General features: G+C 53.4%; 13 protein-coding genes. 4 read left to right on the forward strand and 9 right to left on the reverse strand.

The window, feature by feature from the left end; all coding sequences use genetic code 11:
- Positions 1–41: 41 nt before the first annotated feature.
- Complete coding sequence (locus tag C0081_RS15865) at positions 42–473, reverse strand: YkvA family protein (RefSeq protein WP_245417970.1); 432 nt, start codon at positions 471–473, stop codon at positions 42–44.
- 320 nt (positions 474–793) lie between these two features.
- On the opposite strand from C0081_RS15865, the gene C0081_RS15870 reads away from it, so the two are divergent.
- Complete coding sequence (locus C0081_RS15870) at positions 794–1,579, forward strand: SDR family NAD(P)-dependent oxidoreductase (RefSeq protein WP_101534794.1); 786 nt, start codon at positions 794–796, stop codon at positions 1,577–1,579.
- Between the two features lie 86 nt (positions 1,580–1,665).
- On the opposite strand, the gene purH is transcribed toward C0081_RS15870, so the two are convergent.
- The 5 genes from purH to C0081_RS15895 form a co-directional block, all read right to left on the reverse strand.
- Positions 1,666–3,279 carry a bifunctional phosphoribosylaminoimidazolecarboxamide formyltransferase/IMP cyclohydrolase gene (gene purH, locus C0081_RS15875; RefSeq protein WP_101534795.1) on the reverse strand — a complete coding sequence of 538 codons (1,614 nt, stop codon included), beginning with the start codon at positions 3,277–3,279 and terminating at the stop codon, positions 1,666–1,668.
- Between the two features lie 180 nt (positions 3,280–3,459).
- The gene (locus C0081_RS15880) at positions 3,460–5,142 is read right to left on the reverse strand and encodes a heparinase II/III family protein (protein WP_101534796.1); all 1,683 of its coding nucleotides are present in this window, start codon (positions 5,140–5,142) and stop codon (positions 3,460–3,462) included.
- Positions 5,143–5,329: 187 nt separating this feature from the next.
- On the reverse strand, positions 5,330–6,667 hold the full coding sequence (locus tag C0081_RS15885; protein ID WP_101534797.1) for an RsmB/NOP family class I SAM-dependent RNA methyltransferase: 1,338 nt from the start codon (positions 6,665–6,667) through the stop codon (positions 5,330–5,332).
- 60 nt (positions 6,668–6,727) lie between these two features.
- Positions 6,728–7,540: an exodeoxyribonuclease III gene (gene xth / locus C0081_RS15890; RefSeq protein WP_101534798.1), complete on the reverse strand. Its 813-nt coding sequence runs from the start codon at positions 7,538–7,540 to the stop codon at positions 6,728–6,730.
- A gap of 153 nt (positions 7,541–7,693) precedes the next feature.
- Positions 7,694–8,074, reverse strand: a complete 381-nt coding sequence (locus tag C0081_RS15895) for a winged helix-turn-helix transcriptional regulator (protein WP_101534799.1) — start codon at positions 8,072–8,074, stop codon at positions 7,694–7,696.
- A 108-nt stretch (positions 8,075–8,182) separates the two neighbouring features.
- On the opposite strand from C0081_RS15895, the gene C0081_RS15900 reads away from it, so the two are divergent.
- A complete protein-coding gene (locus C0081_RS15900) occupies positions 8,183–8,470 on the forward strand; it encodes a putative quinol monooxygenase (RefSeq protein ID WP_101534800.1) in 288 nt (95 codons plus the stop codon).
- Positions 8,471–8,487: 17 nt separating this feature from the next.
- Entirely contained in the window at positions 8,488–9,501 is a 1,014-nt protein-coding gene (locus C0081_RS15905) for a zinc-binding alcohol dehydrogenase family protein (protein ID WP_101534801.1), read from the forward strand.
- Between the two features lie 101 nt (positions 9,502–9,602).
- Here C0081_RS15905 and C0081_RS15910 read toward each other — a convergent pair whose 3' ends face one another.
- The 3 genes from C0081_RS15910 to C0081_RS15920 all read right to left on the reverse strand — a co-directional run bounded on the left by C0081_RS15910 (position 9,603) and on the right by C0081_RS15920 (position 14,596).
- Complete coding sequence (locus tag C0081_RS15910) at positions 9,603–10,232, reverse strand: LolA family protein (protein WP_180966924.1); 630 nt, start codon at positions 10,230–10,232, stop codon at positions 9,603–9,605.
- Between the two features lie 201 nt (positions 10,233–10,433).
- A complete protein-coding gene (locus tag C0081_RS15915) occupies positions 10,434–13,268 on the reverse strand; it encodes a DNA translocase FtsK (protein WP_245417971.1) in 2,835 nt (944 codons plus the stop codon).
- Positions 13,269–13,393: 125 nt separating this feature from the next.
- Positions 13,394–14,596: an aminotransferase class I/II-fold pyridoxal phosphate-dependent enzyme gene (locus C0081_RS15920; RefSeq protein ID WP_101534803.1), complete on the reverse strand. Its 1,203-nt coding sequence runs from the start codon at positions 14,594–14,596 to the stop codon at positions 13,394–13,396.
- A 241-nt stretch (positions 14,597–14,837) separates the two neighbouring features.
- On the opposite strand from C0081_RS15920, the gene C0081_RS15925 reads away from it, so the two are divergent.
- The gene (locus tag C0081_RS15925) at positions 14,838–15,569 is read left to right on the forward strand and encodes a class I SAM-dependent methyltransferase (protein ID WP_101534804.1); all 732 of its coding nucleotides are present in this window, start codon (positions 14,838–14,840) and stop codon (positions 15,567–15,569) included.
- Positions 15,570–15,582 lie beyond the last annotated feature (13 nt).

A 15,582-nucleotide genomic window follows, 5' to 3' on the forward strand; every position in this document is an offset into this window, starting at 1 on the left:
TTGTGGGTCGCGTGATTCAAATGTTTCGAGTGGTGCTGTTATCAACGTTCGACATGGATGTCATGCTCAGACAGAGCCTGCTTGGCGTGCAAGCGATGCTCTGGTGTTATATGGGCATGAACTGTTTTAAGCGCGGCAGCCAATATGGCCAAATCATCGCCAAAGCCGACACCCAGAATGACGTCCGGGATAAAGTCGATCGGCATGACAAAATAGGCCAACGCACCAATCAGGGTGAGGCGGACCTTGAAAGGGGTTTTGGCGTCAAAGGCACAATAATATCCTGCGACGACATCTTCCATGATCGGTATTTGGCGGGCGGCTTTCTTCATCACAGACCAGAATTTATCGCGCACTTTACCGGCTTTGCGGGCAGCCTTTGCATCGCGATGACCGCTTTCGTCTTCGGCTACTTTTTCTGGTGGCAGAAGCTCCAGTTCATCCTCGTCATAATGCTTGTGCATTTGTGCCATCTGCGATTCCCCGTTGGTGTTCTCAGTTGAATATGGGGTGATACCATAGGAAAGCAAGTCATGGGGGGCTGTAGGAGCGGGGTGGCGGTTTGATTGCTTTCGTTGCAAATGTGGGGCGCGCTTCTCTCTGTGGCCCTGATGGTTTGTTGTTGACTAGTCTGCTTTATCAAACGGAATAATAGATTCTAATAATACTTATCTCATTGTATTATATGTAATATAACGTCGCAGTAGACGTACACGTAAATTTGAGATACCTCTCAATCACAAGAGCTCGATTAGAGCGGCTCTGAATGGGCAAGTAGAGGAGAGGGATCAAAATGGAAATCAAAACCGCAAAGGCGGCCATTGTCACCGGTGGTGCTTCTGGCCTTGGTGAGGCTACTGCGCGGCGTTTGGCTGCAAAAGGGGCAAAAGTGGCTCTGTTTGACATGAATGTCGAGCGGGGTGAAAAAGTCGCCAGTGAAATTGGCGGGCTGTTCTGCTGCGTGGATGTGACCGATGAAGCGAGCGTTGATGCGGCTCTCACAGTGGCGCGCAGTGCACACGGGCAAGAAGCGATTTTGGTCAATTGTGCGGGCATCGTTGCGGGCAAAAAAACAGTCAGTCGGGATCGTGAAACCGGAGTCTTGAAGGCGCATGATCTGTCTTTGTTTGCAAAGGTGATCGAGGTGAATCTGATAGGCACCTTCCATATGATTTCCAAATGTGCGACCGGCATGGCCGGACAAGATGCTTTGGACGACAATGGTACACGTGGTGTGATCGTCAACACCGCGTCGGTTGCGGCCATTGACGGGCAAATGGGGCAGGCCGCCTATTCTGCCTCTAAAGGCGGTATTGTGGGGCTGACATTGCCGGTGGCGCGGGATCTAGCACGGGAAGGCATTCGGGTCTGTGCAATTTTGCCGGGGCTATTCCATACGCCGATGTTTGATAGTTTGCCTGCCGATGTTGTGGAGTCTCTGGGCGCGAAAACGCCTTTCCCCAACCGCTTGGGGACTGGCGATGAATATGCCAAACTGGTTCAGCATATTGTCGAGAATGATATGCTCAATGGTGAGGCTATCCGTCTGGATGGTGCCATTCGGTTGGAGCCTAAATAAGCTAAAGCAGCCAGCTTCAAAAAAGCCCGGATCAGTATACTGACCCGGGCTTTTTTGTTGCTTCTTTATGTCGTCTGGCACCGTGCCTAGTGGCGGAAGTGGCGCATGCCGGTCATGACCATGGCAAGGCCAGCTTCGTCGGCAGCATCGATCACGTCCTGATCCCGCATGGAGCCACCCGGCTGAATAACGGCGGTGGCGCCAGCCGCTGCTGCGGCCAAGAGACCATCCGCAAAGGGGAAGAAAGCGTCTGATGCGACAACGCAGCCGTTGGTTAGCGGCTCTGGATGTCCAGCGGCCTCGGCGGCGTCTTCTGCTTTGCGAGCCGCAATGCGGGCCGAATCTACGCGGCTCATCTGGCCCGCTCCGACACCGACTGTTGCGCCGTCTTTGACATAGACAATGGCGTTGGATTTGACATGCTTGCAGACGCGGAAGGCAAATTTCAGATCGGCCAGTTCCTGTTCGCTAGGCTGGCGTTTGGTGACGATCTTGAGATCAAGATCGTCGATATTGCCATTGTCGCGGTTCTGAACCAGCAAACCACCGGAGACCGATTTGACGGTCATGCTTTCTTCGCGCGGATCGGCGAGAGAGCCAGCCAGCAACAGGCGTAGGTTTTTTTTGGATGCGATCAGTGCCTTGGCATCATCGGTGGCGTCCGGCGCGATGATGACTTCGGTGAAGATCTTGATGATTTCCGTTGCTGCTTCTGCGTCAAGGGTTTTGTTCAATGCTACAATGCCGCCAAAGGCCGAAACAGGGTCGCATTCCAGTGCCTTCTCATAGGCGTCTTTCAGGCTGCTGCCCGTCGCCACGCCGCATGGGTTGGCATGTTTGATGATGGCGACGGCTGACGTGATGGACGGATCAAACTCGCTGACCAGCTCAAAAGCTGCATCGGTGTCGTTGATGTTGTTGTAGGAAAGTTTTTTGCCTTGCACTTGGGTTGCAGTGGCGACGCCGGGGCGGGTGGAGGCCGTTTTGTAGAAGCCCGCTTTTTGGTGGGGGTTTTCACCATAGCGCATCACTTCGGCCAACTCACCGCCAAAGGCGCGATAGGTGGGGGACTCAATAGCCAAAGCGTCTGCGAACCAGCCCGAGATGGCGGCGTCATAGGCCGCCGTGCGGGCGAAGGCTTTGGCTGCATAGCCTTTGCGGGCTTCAACCGGCACACCGCCATGTTCATTGATCAGCGCCAACAAGTCCACATAATCAGCGGGGTCCACCAATGTGGTGACAAAGGCATGGTTCTTGGCCGATGCGCGGATCATTGCAGGGCCACCAATATCGATATTTTCAACGGTGGTCGCGTAATCAGCGCCTTTTTTGATGGTTTCCTCAAATGGGTAGAGATTGACAACCAGCAGGTCAATTTCCGGAATACCGTGTTCTTTCATAGCGTCTGTATGGGCTGCAACGCTGCGGGCACCAAGAAGGCCGCCGTGGACACGTGGATGCAGGGTTTTGACGCGACCATCCATGATTTCGGGAAATTCTGTGATTTCGGAAACATCTTTGACTGCAATGCCTGCATCGGCAATTGCCTTGCAGGTGCCACCCGTTGAGACCAGCTCAACGCCTTTGTCGGCCAAGGCTTTGGCAAATTCGATGATGCCAGATTTATCGGAAACGGACAGCAACGCGCGTTTGATTGGAACTATTTCCGGTGCGGTCACGGAAAGAGGAGCTACGGACATTGGGCAACCTGCAAATTGGGGTGAAAGCAACGCTCAGGATCGGCTTGTGGATCCGAGTTTTCTGAGCCAAGCGGTATCATATTTGCGGTCTGAGGGGAACAATCTATTTGGTACGGTTTGGCATCATCATGATGCCTTTTGGGCATCAATTGCGTAAATCCCTAAAGGAGAAGCTTGGGATCAGGCGTATGCGACCCGCTCGAAGTGCCAATGTATGGTCGGGACATGGCTGGCATGACCATAAAGAACAAGCTGTTTGGTGGGCTGAATGCCGTGAATATCGGACAGAAAGACACTGTCCTCAATGGATGGCTCGATTTCCTGTGAGGCAAATTTCCAAATTTCCCCACTGGACAGGCCCAAATAGATCAGTTCACCATCATCAGCTTTTTCCATTTGAACCGAGGGATGCAAATGGAACCGGATGGCAAAACTGTCTTTACCCTTTTTGATGCCGTGTCCGATGGATTGCAATTGATCGCGGCCATCTAGGCGACGGCCATCGATCGTCATCCAAAGCTGTCGATCATGCTGAATACCAAACAGGGGGCCATAGCCATCGTGGCTGGCGTGGACCGTTTCTTGTGCTTGATCCATGGCCCGTTCGGAGATCACTTTGGTTGCTTCACACAGAAGAGGCCTGCCTCCTAGGTCAAAGGGGTTGGGGCCAATGCTACAGGTTGAATGATCTTGTACGGTCAGGGTTGAATGGGCCGCTGTGCTGCGCGCCAATTCGCGCCAACCAGCATGGCGGCTGGAGGGCGCGCCGCAATTGATCACGAATGCCGAGGTGCCGACGGACAATTCAAATGACAAAGTCCCGGCGTGTGCTTGAACCGACTGTTCCAACGGTGGGCAATGGCCGGTATCCATAAGAATGACGGTTTGCTCTGCCTGAATCCGCTGATATCCAGAGAAGGTTGCATTGGAAACCGGCGCACCTCGGGTATCGTCATAGGCGAGAATGGTGGCCAATTGATCTGCTGGTGTGGCTCCTGACCCGTTGAATCGGCCAAAATCGCCACTGGGGTGGCGGAAAAACCGCAGCATGGGCATCATGCGCTCGATGGCTCTGTTGATGCCGTCTGGGGGCACCATGTCGCGGGACAAAAAGGTCTGTCTTAGGGGCAACAAGTCCAGCAATATGGAGACGATAACCTGAGGATTGCGTGACACATGCCCGCCATCAGGGAGAATTTGCGCATCCAGTTCCGCAACCAGTTTTTTCGATGCCGAGCGCGCATAGCGCTCCTTGCCAGATAGGCACAACCAACCAGCAAGCTCCGCCATCAGCACATGCAGCCTTTGGGCGTTGTCAGGCATTCCAGCATTGGATGCGCGCAAATATCGAACCTGTAAATAGAGTGCACGCAGAAAGCTGCGATATATATCGTGATCTGCATTTTGCAGGATGATGGGGGAATTGTTGAGCCAAGCGAAGACCCTGTTTGCGACAACGGGCAGGGCCCAGGCCTCTGCGGGCAATTTCGAAGAGTTGCTGATCCAGTCCTCGACCAAAACCCGTGCATTGGAGCGCGAAAGACTGGCATCGGATGCGCGCAAATGTCTCAACCAACGGAAGCCATGCAATTCATGCAACCATTCGGTGCTTGGCGCACGAATGAGAAAAGGCGACTGGGCTTCACAATTTTCGACTTGTCCGGCAAATACAAACAGGCCCGCATATATATCTTGGGCTATGGTTGGATCAGAGGTGCGCAAGTCTTGCGGGGCTATCAATAAGCGCTCGGGAAGCCTCGGGACATAGCGGGCCTGGCAATTTGGACGCCGAATGCCGACACGCTTGGCGCGTCTTGCCAATGCTGCCAGCTGCAATCTCAAATTTTGCCAATTCTTTGACACGCAATTGTCACCCTAATTCGGTTAAACTGATGCTTCCGGACATCAGATGTCGCTTTTCGCCGACCAGATCATTTCATCAGGTCGGTTACATAAGTTTGGTAAGCGAACCGTTACTATTTTATCAAGAAAGGGTTAACAAGCTCTATAATGAAGCGGTATTGATTCAGGCTTGCAAACAAAAGACCTGCTACTCACATTTGCGCAAGCGCATGGCAAAGAAGCCATCCATTCCGCCTTTTTCGCCCCATTGATCCGGTCTGGTTCTCATCGTGCCATCATTTTGAATGAAGGGTGCAATGCCAGCAATCTCATCAGGCTCGATTGGTTCGATGCCGAAATCGGGATTGTGCATGAGGAAATCGGAAATAAGATCAGGCCCTTCTTCGCTTTGTAGCGAACATGTACAGAAGACGATCAATCCGCCAGGCGCAACTTGATTGGCAATGCGATTCAACATTTTGGCCTGCAATGACGCAAAGTGCGTGATGTCTTGAGCTGCACGCTGATGGATCAGTTCGGGGTGCCTGCGGATTGTGCCCGTCGCCGAACAGGGGGCATCAAGCAAAATAAAGGGCCATTTTTTGCCTGTTTCATGGGTGAGCACATCGCCGGTGACCAAAGTTGCGGTCAGGCCAACGCGATCCAGATTTTCCTGCACGCGTTCAAGGCGCTTTGTTGACAGGTCTAGCGCTGTGACATTGGCGCCTTTTGCTGCCAACTGCATGGTTTTGCCGCCTGGAGCCGCACATAGATCAAGCACATCCTGACCGGTAACATCTCCGAGCAATTTGACGGGGAGGGTTGCTGCAGCATCCTGTACCCACCATGCGCCTTCGTCAAAGCCAGCAAGGCGGTCTACGCGGTCGTGGGTGGCCATGCGCAGGTTGCCGGTTGGCATGATTTCGGCTTCTAATTTCTCAGCCCAATGTGCGCTGTCATCTCCATTCTTCAATGTGAGATCAAGCGGGATTAGAGGTTTGAGAAACTGTTCCATCATGGCATTGGTGGCGGCAAGGCCATAAGTCTTGGTCCAGGATTGATAAAGCCAGTCAGGCAGGTTGGCTTTGGCAGGGTCGATTGAAGCCAATTCCTTGGCCCCGTCTTTGCTCACCCGCCGCAGGATAGCATTGGTCAGTCCCTTGAAACCTGCGTATTTGCGCCACTTGCGATAGTGCGTGACGGCGCAGTCGACAACAGCATGAGCGGGATTGTCCAGATAGAGCAATTCGGCCACGCCAATGCGCAGGATATTGCGCAACGGGCCTGATTTATTTGGCATGCCCCGATCCATAAACCGGCTTAGAACGATGTCGATTTCGCCCAGATGCTGCAATACTGTAATGGCAATGCGTTTGGCAAACGCGCGGTCGTTGCCGTTGAGCCGTCGCAGCTGTCCCTCGGTGATTTCATGCCTGTAGGCGTCATCAAGCAAGTATTTGTCACTGAGCACTGCATGAATGAGGCGCAGGGCCCCGTCGCGTGCGGCCATGCCGCTTTTCTTTGAAGATTGGTGTGTATCAGTCATGGCGGCGCCTTAGATCATATCAGTGCCCCGCTTGCAAGGGGGCGTGGGGGATAGCCTGTGCTATTTTGGTGAGGCATTCAATTTTGCCAAGATTGGTGCGTGATCCGAGGGTTTTTCCCAGCCACGCGCTGCGCGATAGACCTCGACTTGCTCCACTTTATCGGCAATCGCGTCGGTCGCCCAGATATGGTCAAGGCGGCGGCCTTTGTCGGCATTTGACCAATCTTTGGAGCGGTAACTCCACCAGCTGAAGAGGCGATGTTCGACGGGAATATGATTGCGCACCACATCCTGCCAAGGGCCGGCGGCCTGTACGGCATTGAGGGCATCAACTTCGCCGGGGGTGTGGCTGACCACTTTGAGCAGTTGCTTGTGGTTCCAGACGTCATTTTCATGCGGGGCGATGTTGAGGTCACCAACCAGAATTTCAGCGCCAGTGGTTTCTTCGCCCGTTAGCCATTCTTGCATCTCGGTCAGGAAATCCATCTTGTGGCGGAATTTGTCATTCTCATCGGGGTCGGGAATGTCGCCACCTGCCGGAACATAAAAATTGTGAATGCGGATCGGTCCAACATCGGTGTCGATTGTGACTGCCACATGGCGGGCATCACCCTTTTCACAAAAGCCGCGTGTCTCGACCGAGGCGAAGGGTATGCGCGAAAGAATTGCGACGCCGTGATAGCTTTTCTGGCCATTGATTGCCAAATGCTCGTAGCCCATTTTTTTCAACGCAGCGCTTGGAAACTGGTCATTGACAACCTTGATTTCCTGCAGGCAAAGAATGTCTGGTGCACGGTCTGAATCGAACTGTTCGACATGGTGCAGGCGGGGGCGGATGGAGTTGATGTTCCAGGTGGCAATGGTAATGGGCACGGGCAACTCTTTACTTGAAAAGTTTTGGGAAAAGGCGTGATCAATGCTGCCCAGAAGGGCGGCGGGAATCGAATGTCATTTCCGTTATAGCAGGGACTGGTAACAAAGAAAGCACCGCAATGCTCTGACTCGCCAGCTCTAGGGGGCTATGGATCATGCATCGGGCGATGTTGGTGCCCTGCGATGGGTCGATCCCCAAGCATGCAAGGCTTGGATGACCCCGCGCAATTGTTGCCCTTTTTCGGTCAGGCTATACTCGACGCGGGGTGGCACGACGGCAAAGACCTTGCGATGCACGATCGCGTCGGCTTCCAGTTCGCGCAGTTGTTTGGTCAGGCTGCGCTGGGTGACGTTGCCTGTCCGGCGTAACAGTTCGTTGAAGCGCAAGGTTCCTTCCAGCAAATGGAAAACAATCAAGCCTTTCCATTTGCCCGCGATCTGCTCAAGGGCGGCCTCAACCGGACACCCTTCGTTGCAATTATAGTGGGAAAATCTTTGCGGGTTGGTGCCTTCGGTTTGTTTTACAGTATCCATTATGTGCCTATATGCCAAAAATGTGCGTACTTGCGATATTTATCCTTAGAAGGCATATAGCCAAACAGAGACAAATGCAAACCGAGACAAATTCAAAGGTAAAACACAATGACACTGACAATCGTAGCGCAAATAACAGCAGCAGCAGGAAAAGAAGATCTGGTTCGTGCCGAATTGGAAAAGCTGGTTCCGATCACCCGCGCCGAGCAAGGGTGCTTGCAATATGATCTTCATATCGACAATGCAACGCCCGGCTTTTTTGTCTTTTTTGAAAATTGGGAAAACCGTGATCTATGGCAGCAGCATATGGGCGCAGCGCATTTGAAAGATTATATGACTGCCACAGATGGGGCCGTTGACCAGTTTGTCGTTAATGAAATGACCAAGATTGCTTGAATGTGAAGGATAGATTGATGAAAGCTGTTGGATATAACACACCCGGCTCTATCGACCGTGATGACGCATTGCTCGATATCGAACTGGACAAACCAAAGGCCACAGGACGTGATTTGCTGGTTGCTGTGCGTGCGGTTTCGGTAAACCCCGTTGATTATAAAATCCGCCAGACGCGCCCCGCTGATGGCAATGTTCCTGCTGTTTTGGGTTGGGATGCCGTTGGAGAAGTGGTTGAAACTGGCGACGCTGTGTCAAATTTCAAACCCGGCGATATGGTTTGGTATGCAGGCGCGATCAATCGCACGGGCACCAATGCAGAATATCATCTTGTTGATGAACGGATCGTTGGTCGCAAACCAAATTCGGTAACAGATGCCGAAGCCGCTGCGTTGCCTTTGACCACCCTGACCGCCTATGAAATGCTGTTTGATCGGCTGCGGGTCAATGAGCCGGTATCCGGTGGTGCCAATGCGGTGGTGATTATTGGTGGAGCTGGCGGTGTTGGGTCTATTGCTATCCAGTTGCTGCGGGCCTTGACCGATATGACGGTCATCGCGACGGCGTCTCGGGCCGAGACCAAGGATTGGGTTAAAAAAATCGGTGCCCACCACGTCATTGATCACAGTGAAGCGCTTGCTCCGCAGATTGAGGATCTGGGCATCGGCCAGCCCGGATTCGTCTTTTCTACCAATCAGACAGGCAGCTATATTGAACAAATTGCCGAGTTGATTGCCCCTCAGGGGCGGTTCGGATTGATTGACGATCCTGAGCAATTGAGCATTATGCCTTTCAAGGTGAAAGCTGTATCCCTGCATTGGGAGTTGATGTTTACACGCCCCTTGTTTGAAACGCCCGATATGGCGCGTCAGGGGGACATTTTGAATGAAGTGGCCCAGTTGGTGGAAGACGGCACAATCAAATCCACCACGACAGACAGCTTGGGTATCATCAACGCCAGCAATTTGAAGCGTGCCCACGCTATGCTCGAAAGTGGCAAGACACGCGGAAAATTGGTGTTGGAAGGATTTTAGAGCCTGCTTGCAGCATTAATCCGTTTGTTTGCAGAAACAAAAAACACCTGCGCTGTTGTGACGGCGCAGGTGCATTGAGCGGACTTGATAGCGGCTGGAGCCTATTTGTTTTCAGCAAACAGGTCGCGCTTGATTTTGAACAAGGATTGTTTGATCGGGCGGCCTGTCTCCACATTGTAGACGGTGACCGTTGTGTCATTGCCTTGCGCGTCGCGGATGGTCCATTGACGCAGGAGCGAGGAATCTCTCTCAAAAATCAATGTCAGAATGCCGTCTCCGAACAGGCTTTCCTGTTCCACCACCACACTGACGATATCGTCAGCAAGGGACGTCTGGCGCACCCGTTTATCATTGGCCAGATCCATGCGGTCCGACAATAGAACCTTCAATGGTGTCTTGGACAGAGGATAGATATCCTGTGTTTTGAGCTTGCGATCTTCGATAGACAGCGTTTTGCCATCGGAAATAATGTCGGTGTTGGATGGTTTGGAATAATAAAAGCGGATTTTGCCGGGGCGCTCGATGAAGAAGTAGCCCTGCAAAGTGTCACCGCTTGGGGCGGTCTGGATAAACTCGCCATTCAGGGTTTTTGTCTTGTTGAAGGACTTAGAGATGATATCCAGCGCGGTCTTTTCTTCCACCGTCAAGGCCTGCGCGGCTTGAGCGAACAAAAGCGCAAGCACCAAAAGCAGGCTGGCGAGAAAGACGGGGGCGTGATGTGATGTTTTCATTGCTGATGTCCGGCTTGTCGCGGCAGTGCGTTGCGTTTCGTACATAAGGAAAATCCTTCAGAATTTCGAGCTCAAGCGCAAAAGGGCTCTTTTAAATGTGTGTTCATCTCAAGATACGGCCCTATTGCGGCAAAATGGCGATGGGGATTTGTCCATTTTGTGATCGCAGAAAGTGCCTTCTTCTGCTTGATTGGGGTCCGCCTACATCGGTGAGCCTTCTTCGGGCACCAGAATCTCTCTTTTGCCAGCATGGTTGGCGGCGCTGATGACGCCTTCTTGTTCCATTTGTTCGATCAATGTTGCTGCGCGGTTGTAACCTATGGAAAGGCGGCGCTGAATGTAGCTGGTCGAGGCCTTGCGGTCACGAATGACGATGTCGACCGCCTTGTCATAAAGGGTCTCTGCGTCACTGCCGCCGCTGCTACCGCTGGCGCCACCTTCGGCCTGCTCGGCTTCGGTGTCTGCGGTGACTGCTTCGAGGTAATCCGGTGTGCCTTGCAATTTGAGGTGGCTGACAATTTCTTCAACCTCTTCATCGGCAACAAACGGCCCGTGGACACGTTGAATACGTCCACCACCGGCCATATAGAGCATGTCACCCATGCCCAGCAGTTGCTCGGCGCCCATTTCGCCCAAAATTGTACGGCTGTCGATTTTAGACGTGACCTGAAACGAAATACGGGTTGGAAAGTTGGCCTTGATCGTACCGGTAATAACATCAACCGATGGGCGTTGGGTTGCCATGATCAAATGGATGCCCGCAGCGCGAGCCATCTGGGCGAGGCGTTGGATGGCGCCTTCGATGTCCTTGCCTGCGACCATCATCAGATCGGCCATTTCGTCAACAACGATGACGATGTAGGGCATCGGCTCCAGATTGAGCGCTTCTTCCTCATAGATGGGATCGCCGGTTTCCGGGTCAAAACCGGTCTGGATGGTGCGGGTTACGCTTTCGCCCTTGGCGAGTGAATCGCGCACACGTTTGTTGAAACCATCAATGTTACGCACGCCCATCTTGGACATGTTTTTGTAGCGTTGTTCCATCTCGCGAACTGCCCATTTCAGGGCGACGACGGCTTTGGCCGGATCGGTTACGACAGGGGTCAAAAGATGTGGGATGCCGTCATAAATGGACAGTTCCAACATTTTGGGGTCGATCATGATCAAGCGGCATTCTTCTGGCCGATGCCGATAAAGCAGCGACAGGATGGTGGTGTTGATGGAGACCGATTTACCCGAACCGGTGGTACCAGCCACAAGCACATGTGGCATGCGGGCGAGATCAACGACCACCGGATCGCCAGAAATATTCTTACCCAGACAGATAGGCAGTTTGGCTTTGGATTTTTCAAAATCCTTGGATGCCAGCATTTCGCGCAAGAAGACCGTTTCGCGGCGTGCATTGGGCAGCTCGATGCCGATGGCGTTGCGGCCGGGCACGACAGCTACACGGGCTGAAATGGCGCTCATGGAACGGGCGATGTCGTCCGCCAAGCCGATAACCCGCGAGGATTTAATACCCGGAGCTGGCTCCAGCTCATACAGGGTGACAACAGGGCCGGGGCGCACCTTGATGATTTCACCGCGGATGCCGAAATCGGACAACACGCCTTCCAGCAAGCGGGCGTTATGCTCAAGTTGATCGGCGGTTAGACCTGCATTGGGACCGAGGCTTTCCGGTTCAGCCAACACATCCAGTGGCGGATATTGATAGACTTCCTTGCGACTGAAAAGATTGCCCTGACCAGCCTTAACCATGCGCTTGCCGCCCTTGCCTTGTGCGGCTGTGGCGACCGGTTTGGTCTGGGCGGTTTCGTTGGTTGCAGCGTGATGCGACTGGTTTGTTGTGCGATCAAGCTCGGGTGGAGCAATGCCCATCGGTTGGCCCCGTTCATTCAACGGTGTGTCGTCATCGTAACCGTCTTCTCCGTCCCAAGGTGGCATATCGCCATAGTCCGGATCGCCCTGATAATCAGCTGCGTGGGGTGGCGCAAAATCTTGCGGACCGGCATATCCCATATCAACCGCGGTTTGCCGGTTGGGCCGGGGACCGGGCCCGGTGTCCAAGTGAGGGTCCAGCCGGTTTGCAAGCTGGTCAAGCCCATCATCTTCCTCGCCCAACAGGCGCCCGAAGATTGAGGGTTTGGCCGGTTTTGCTTGGCGCAGGGTTTGCTGTTCTTGTTGTTTCAGGCGGCGTTTGGCGGCCTTTCGAGATAAGAACCAATGGGAAAGCGCGCCCAGCGGAATGGAAAAGACAGAGGTTCGTTTGGCATTTGGACCTTTGGTGCGATCAAGCCCACCCTCGAAGTTTTCTGCAATGACGTCGTCGTCCGGATCTTCGTCTTCCCAGTCTTCTTCTTCCTCATAGGAAGAGGCGTTCTCATCTGGGGTGTCGCCTAGAATCTGTACCGGTGCGCGGCGGCGACCGGGTAGTAGTCCTCGCAAGGTCAGGTCAGATGCATTCAGCAACAGCAGAGCACCCAATGTCGACGCGCCAGTGCCAACGATGATGGCACCAAGCCCGCCCATGAAGTTTGTATCGATGCGCTCGATGAGCGAAAGGAAGCCATCTCCAATCATGCCGCCGAGGCTGAGAGGTAGTGGCCAGCTCGTCGGCGCAGGAATGGAGGAAAAAGCGATGGCTATGGCTCCGAGACCACCAAGCCATGCCATGATTTTCTGGCGGCTCATGCGCATTGGCTGCAAGCGGGTCAGCCGCCACAACCAGACGACAGGTGGAATGAGCAAAAAGGCACATCCGAGACCGAAGCCTTGAATGAGCAAATCGGAAATCATTGCTCCGGGCAGGCCAAGAATATTGCGTGGATTCAGTTCGGTGGCGTTCGACAGAGAGGGGTCTGCCACATGCCATGTGATGAGGCTGGCCGCAATTGCCGTACATACAAGCAGGCCAAGCAGCCCCATGGCTGCATAAGTGTTGCGACGCAAAGCTTGGCGTAGGGCGCCGTCTTTGTTCCGATTCCTCATGGCGCGGCCTTCATGATGTACGGTTTCATATTCATCGAATGCGGTCATGACTGCTTCATTTCCAATTCAACCTGAGCCAACAGATGCCTGCAAGTTCAATGCGTCCAAATTCTGTGCGGTCCTCCCGACAAATGGACTGTCAGGCGTTTTGGTCGATTGCCAACCGGCCTTGGTTACCCGATCAGGCAGTGGCGCAATCGCGTCAGAGCTTCTTGTGTCTCGGCCAGATCGGCAACCATTGCAATGCGCAGGAAGCCGTCTCCGGGATTGACACCCGATTTGTCTGTTCGGGCTAAATAAGAGCCGGGAAGCACGCGCAAGCCAACCTCCTGCCAGAGCTTTTTTGTAACCGAGACATCATCGCCAAAGGCGCTGACATCCAGCCACAGAAAGAATCCTGCTGGCGGTGTCTCATGGGGCAGCTTTTTGCCCAAAATACGGTTGGCGGCATCAAATTTTTCGTTATAGAGACGGCGGTTTTCAATGACGTGGGCTTCGTCACGGAAGGCCGCAGCGCCCGCTGCGAGCAACGGCATCGACACTTGCGGCGCAACCAAATTGCGATATTTGGTCCAATGGGTCAGAAACGCGCCATCCCCTGCAGCAAAGCCACAGCGCAAGCCAGCAAGATTTGAGCGCTTTGACAAAGAATGGAAGGTCACAACATGGCTCAAATTCCCCTCACACGCCTGCAAAATACCCGGTGGCGGGGTGTCTCGATAGAGCTCGGAATAGCACTCGTCAGCGAAAACCAAAAAATCATGTTTGCGCGCCAAGGCGATCAGTTTTTTCCATGTTGCAATGTCAGCAACGCTGCCCTGAGGGTTGGATGGCGAGGCGTAATAGAAGGCGATGGTGCGATCCAGCAGCTCGGTTTGGGTTGCCAAATCCTCCAGATCAGGCAAGAAACCCGATTCGGCAGACCCATTCAGGAAGACCGGCTCGGCATCAATGGCGCGGGCTGCGCCGATATAGGTGTGGTAGAAGGGATTGGGTAACAAAACGGCGGCGTTGCTGGTGTTTTTGCCAAACTGTTGTCGTGCCCAGTCGCGCGCACCAATCACGGCATGAAATAGCCCTTCACGGGTGCCGTTGAGTGGCAGGATGTTTTTTTCGGCCAAGGGCAAATCCCCAAGCGCATAGCGCATATTCAGCCAGTCTTCGACGCTATGGCGGAACTCATCGCTGCCGCGCATGGGGGGATACCGGCGGAATTTTTCAGCATGCTGCGCGATGATATCGGGCACAAAGTCCGGGAACGCGTGGCGCGGTTCGCCCAAGGTCAGGTCGATCGGTTGTTGATCTGCAGCCGTCTCTGGTTCGAGCCCCGATAACAGGTCAGCCAGTTTTTGAAAAGGAGAGCGTTCGTCTTGCATATGCTGCCGAGGCCTTTGTGCCGCTAAAAAGTGAGTCAGGGATTCACTGGCTATGTTACCGGCTTGTTGGTTAAGACAGTTTTAACTTATGCAATCTGCGCAGTGCGAGCCAAATGGTATGCGTTTGGGGTTTGGGGCAATATCTGGACAGGGGATGGCGGTGTCACTACCATCATCTCAAAGCTGATTCGGGAGCGAGCATCTGCAAGGGTTCGCTACCCCGCCCGTACCGGAGATTGCTATGACCATTATTGTAGAGGATATGGACCGGTTTTCTATCGTTGAATTGCTCGATGGGACCGACAATGTGGGCATAGAGCTTGGTGTGGCTGCCGGTGGGTTTTCTGCAAATATGATGCAGAGTGGCAAGCTCAGCAAAGGGTTTGGCGTCGATCTATATTCTGATCACCATGATATGGCCGAATATAAAAAGGCTCTTTTGACCGTTGGGATGGATGCCAATTATTCGTTGCTGAAAATGAGCTTTGACGATGCGCTGGACTTGTTCCCTGATGATCATTTTGATTTCATCTATATCGATGGTTACGCTCATACCGGTGAGCAGGGAGGCAAAACCTTTTTTGACTGGCTGCCCAAACTGAAACAGGGCGGTATTCTGGCTGGGGATGATTATGCGGACCGATGGCCTTTGGTTAAACAAGCGGTCCACTATTTTGTCGAGCAGGTCGGGGCCGAGTTGCATGTGACCGATCCGAGCAAAGTGCATTCGGGCAGTGTCTTTAACGCTTCTCCTTCTTGGTTCATCTACAACAAAGATCTGAAAAGTGATTGGCGACGGAACGAGGAGATGGAGGCCCATGGGCTATCTGTCAGTCAGGTGACACAGGAAAAGCACAATAGCCAGCTTGAGCTTGGCAAGGTTTTTCTGGCGCTTATCAATGAGACGATGCAAAAACAGCAACCTGCTTTTGTTGAATATGGTGACAAGCGGATCTATGTGGTCGCCAAATAACGCACCCACGATT

Origin of the sequence: Cohaesibacter celericrescens, assembly GCF_002866925.1 — a bacterium.
Taxonomy (GTDB): Bacteria; Pseudomonadota; Alphaproteobacteria; order Rhizobiales; family Cohaesibacteraceae; genus Cohaesibacter; species Cohaesibacter celericrescens.

What these genes read in the sequence shown, in the direction of transcription:
- C0081_RS15915 (WP_245417971.1), bottom strand. Translation starts at nt 13,268, where the DNA reads ATGACCGCATTCGATGAATATGAAACCGTACATCATGAAGGCCGCGCC.
- C0081_RS15885 (WP_101534797.1), bottom strand. Translation starts at nt 6,667, where the DNA reads ATGACTGATACACACCAATCTTCAAAGAAAAGCGGCATGGCCGCACGC.
- C0081_RS15925 (WP_101534804.1), top strand. Translation starts at nt 14,838, where the DNA reads ATGACCATTATTGTAGAGGATATGGACCGGTTTTCTATCGTTGAATTG.
- C0081_RS15870 (WP_101534794.1), top strand. Translation starts at nt 794, where the DNA reads ATGGAAATCAAAACCGCAAAGGCGGCCATTGTCACCGGTGGTGCTTCT.
- purH (WP_101534795.1), bottom strand. Translation starts at nt 3,279, where the DNA reads ATGTCCGTAGCTCCTCTTTCCGTGACCGCACCGGAAATAGTTCCAATC.
- C0081_RS15905 (WP_101534801.1), top strand. Translation starts at nt 8,488, where the DNA reads ATGAAAGCTGTTGGATATAACACACCCGGCTCTATCGACCGTGATGAC.
- C0081_RS15910 (WP_180966924.1), bottom strand. Translation starts at nt 10,232, where the DNA reads ATGAAAACATCACATCACGCCCCCGTCTTTCTCGCCAGCCTGCTTTTG.
- C0081_RS15865 (WP_245417970.1), bottom strand. Translation starts at nt 473, where the DNA reads ATGGCACAAATGCACAAGCATTATGACGAGGATGAACTGGAGCTTCTG.
- C0081_RS15900 (WP_101534800.1), top strand. Translation starts at nt 8,183, where the DNA reads ATGACACTGACAATCGTAGCGCAAATAACAGCAGCAGCAGGAAAAGAA.
- C0081_RS15895 (WP_101534799.1), bottom strand. Translation starts at nt 8,074, where the DNA reads ATGGATACTGTAAAACAAACCGAAGGCACCAACCCGCAAAGATTTTCC.
- C0081_RS15920 (WP_101534803.1), bottom strand. Translation starts at nt 14,596, where the DNA reads ATGCAAGACGAACGCTCTCCTTTTCAAAAACTGGCTGACCTGTTATCG.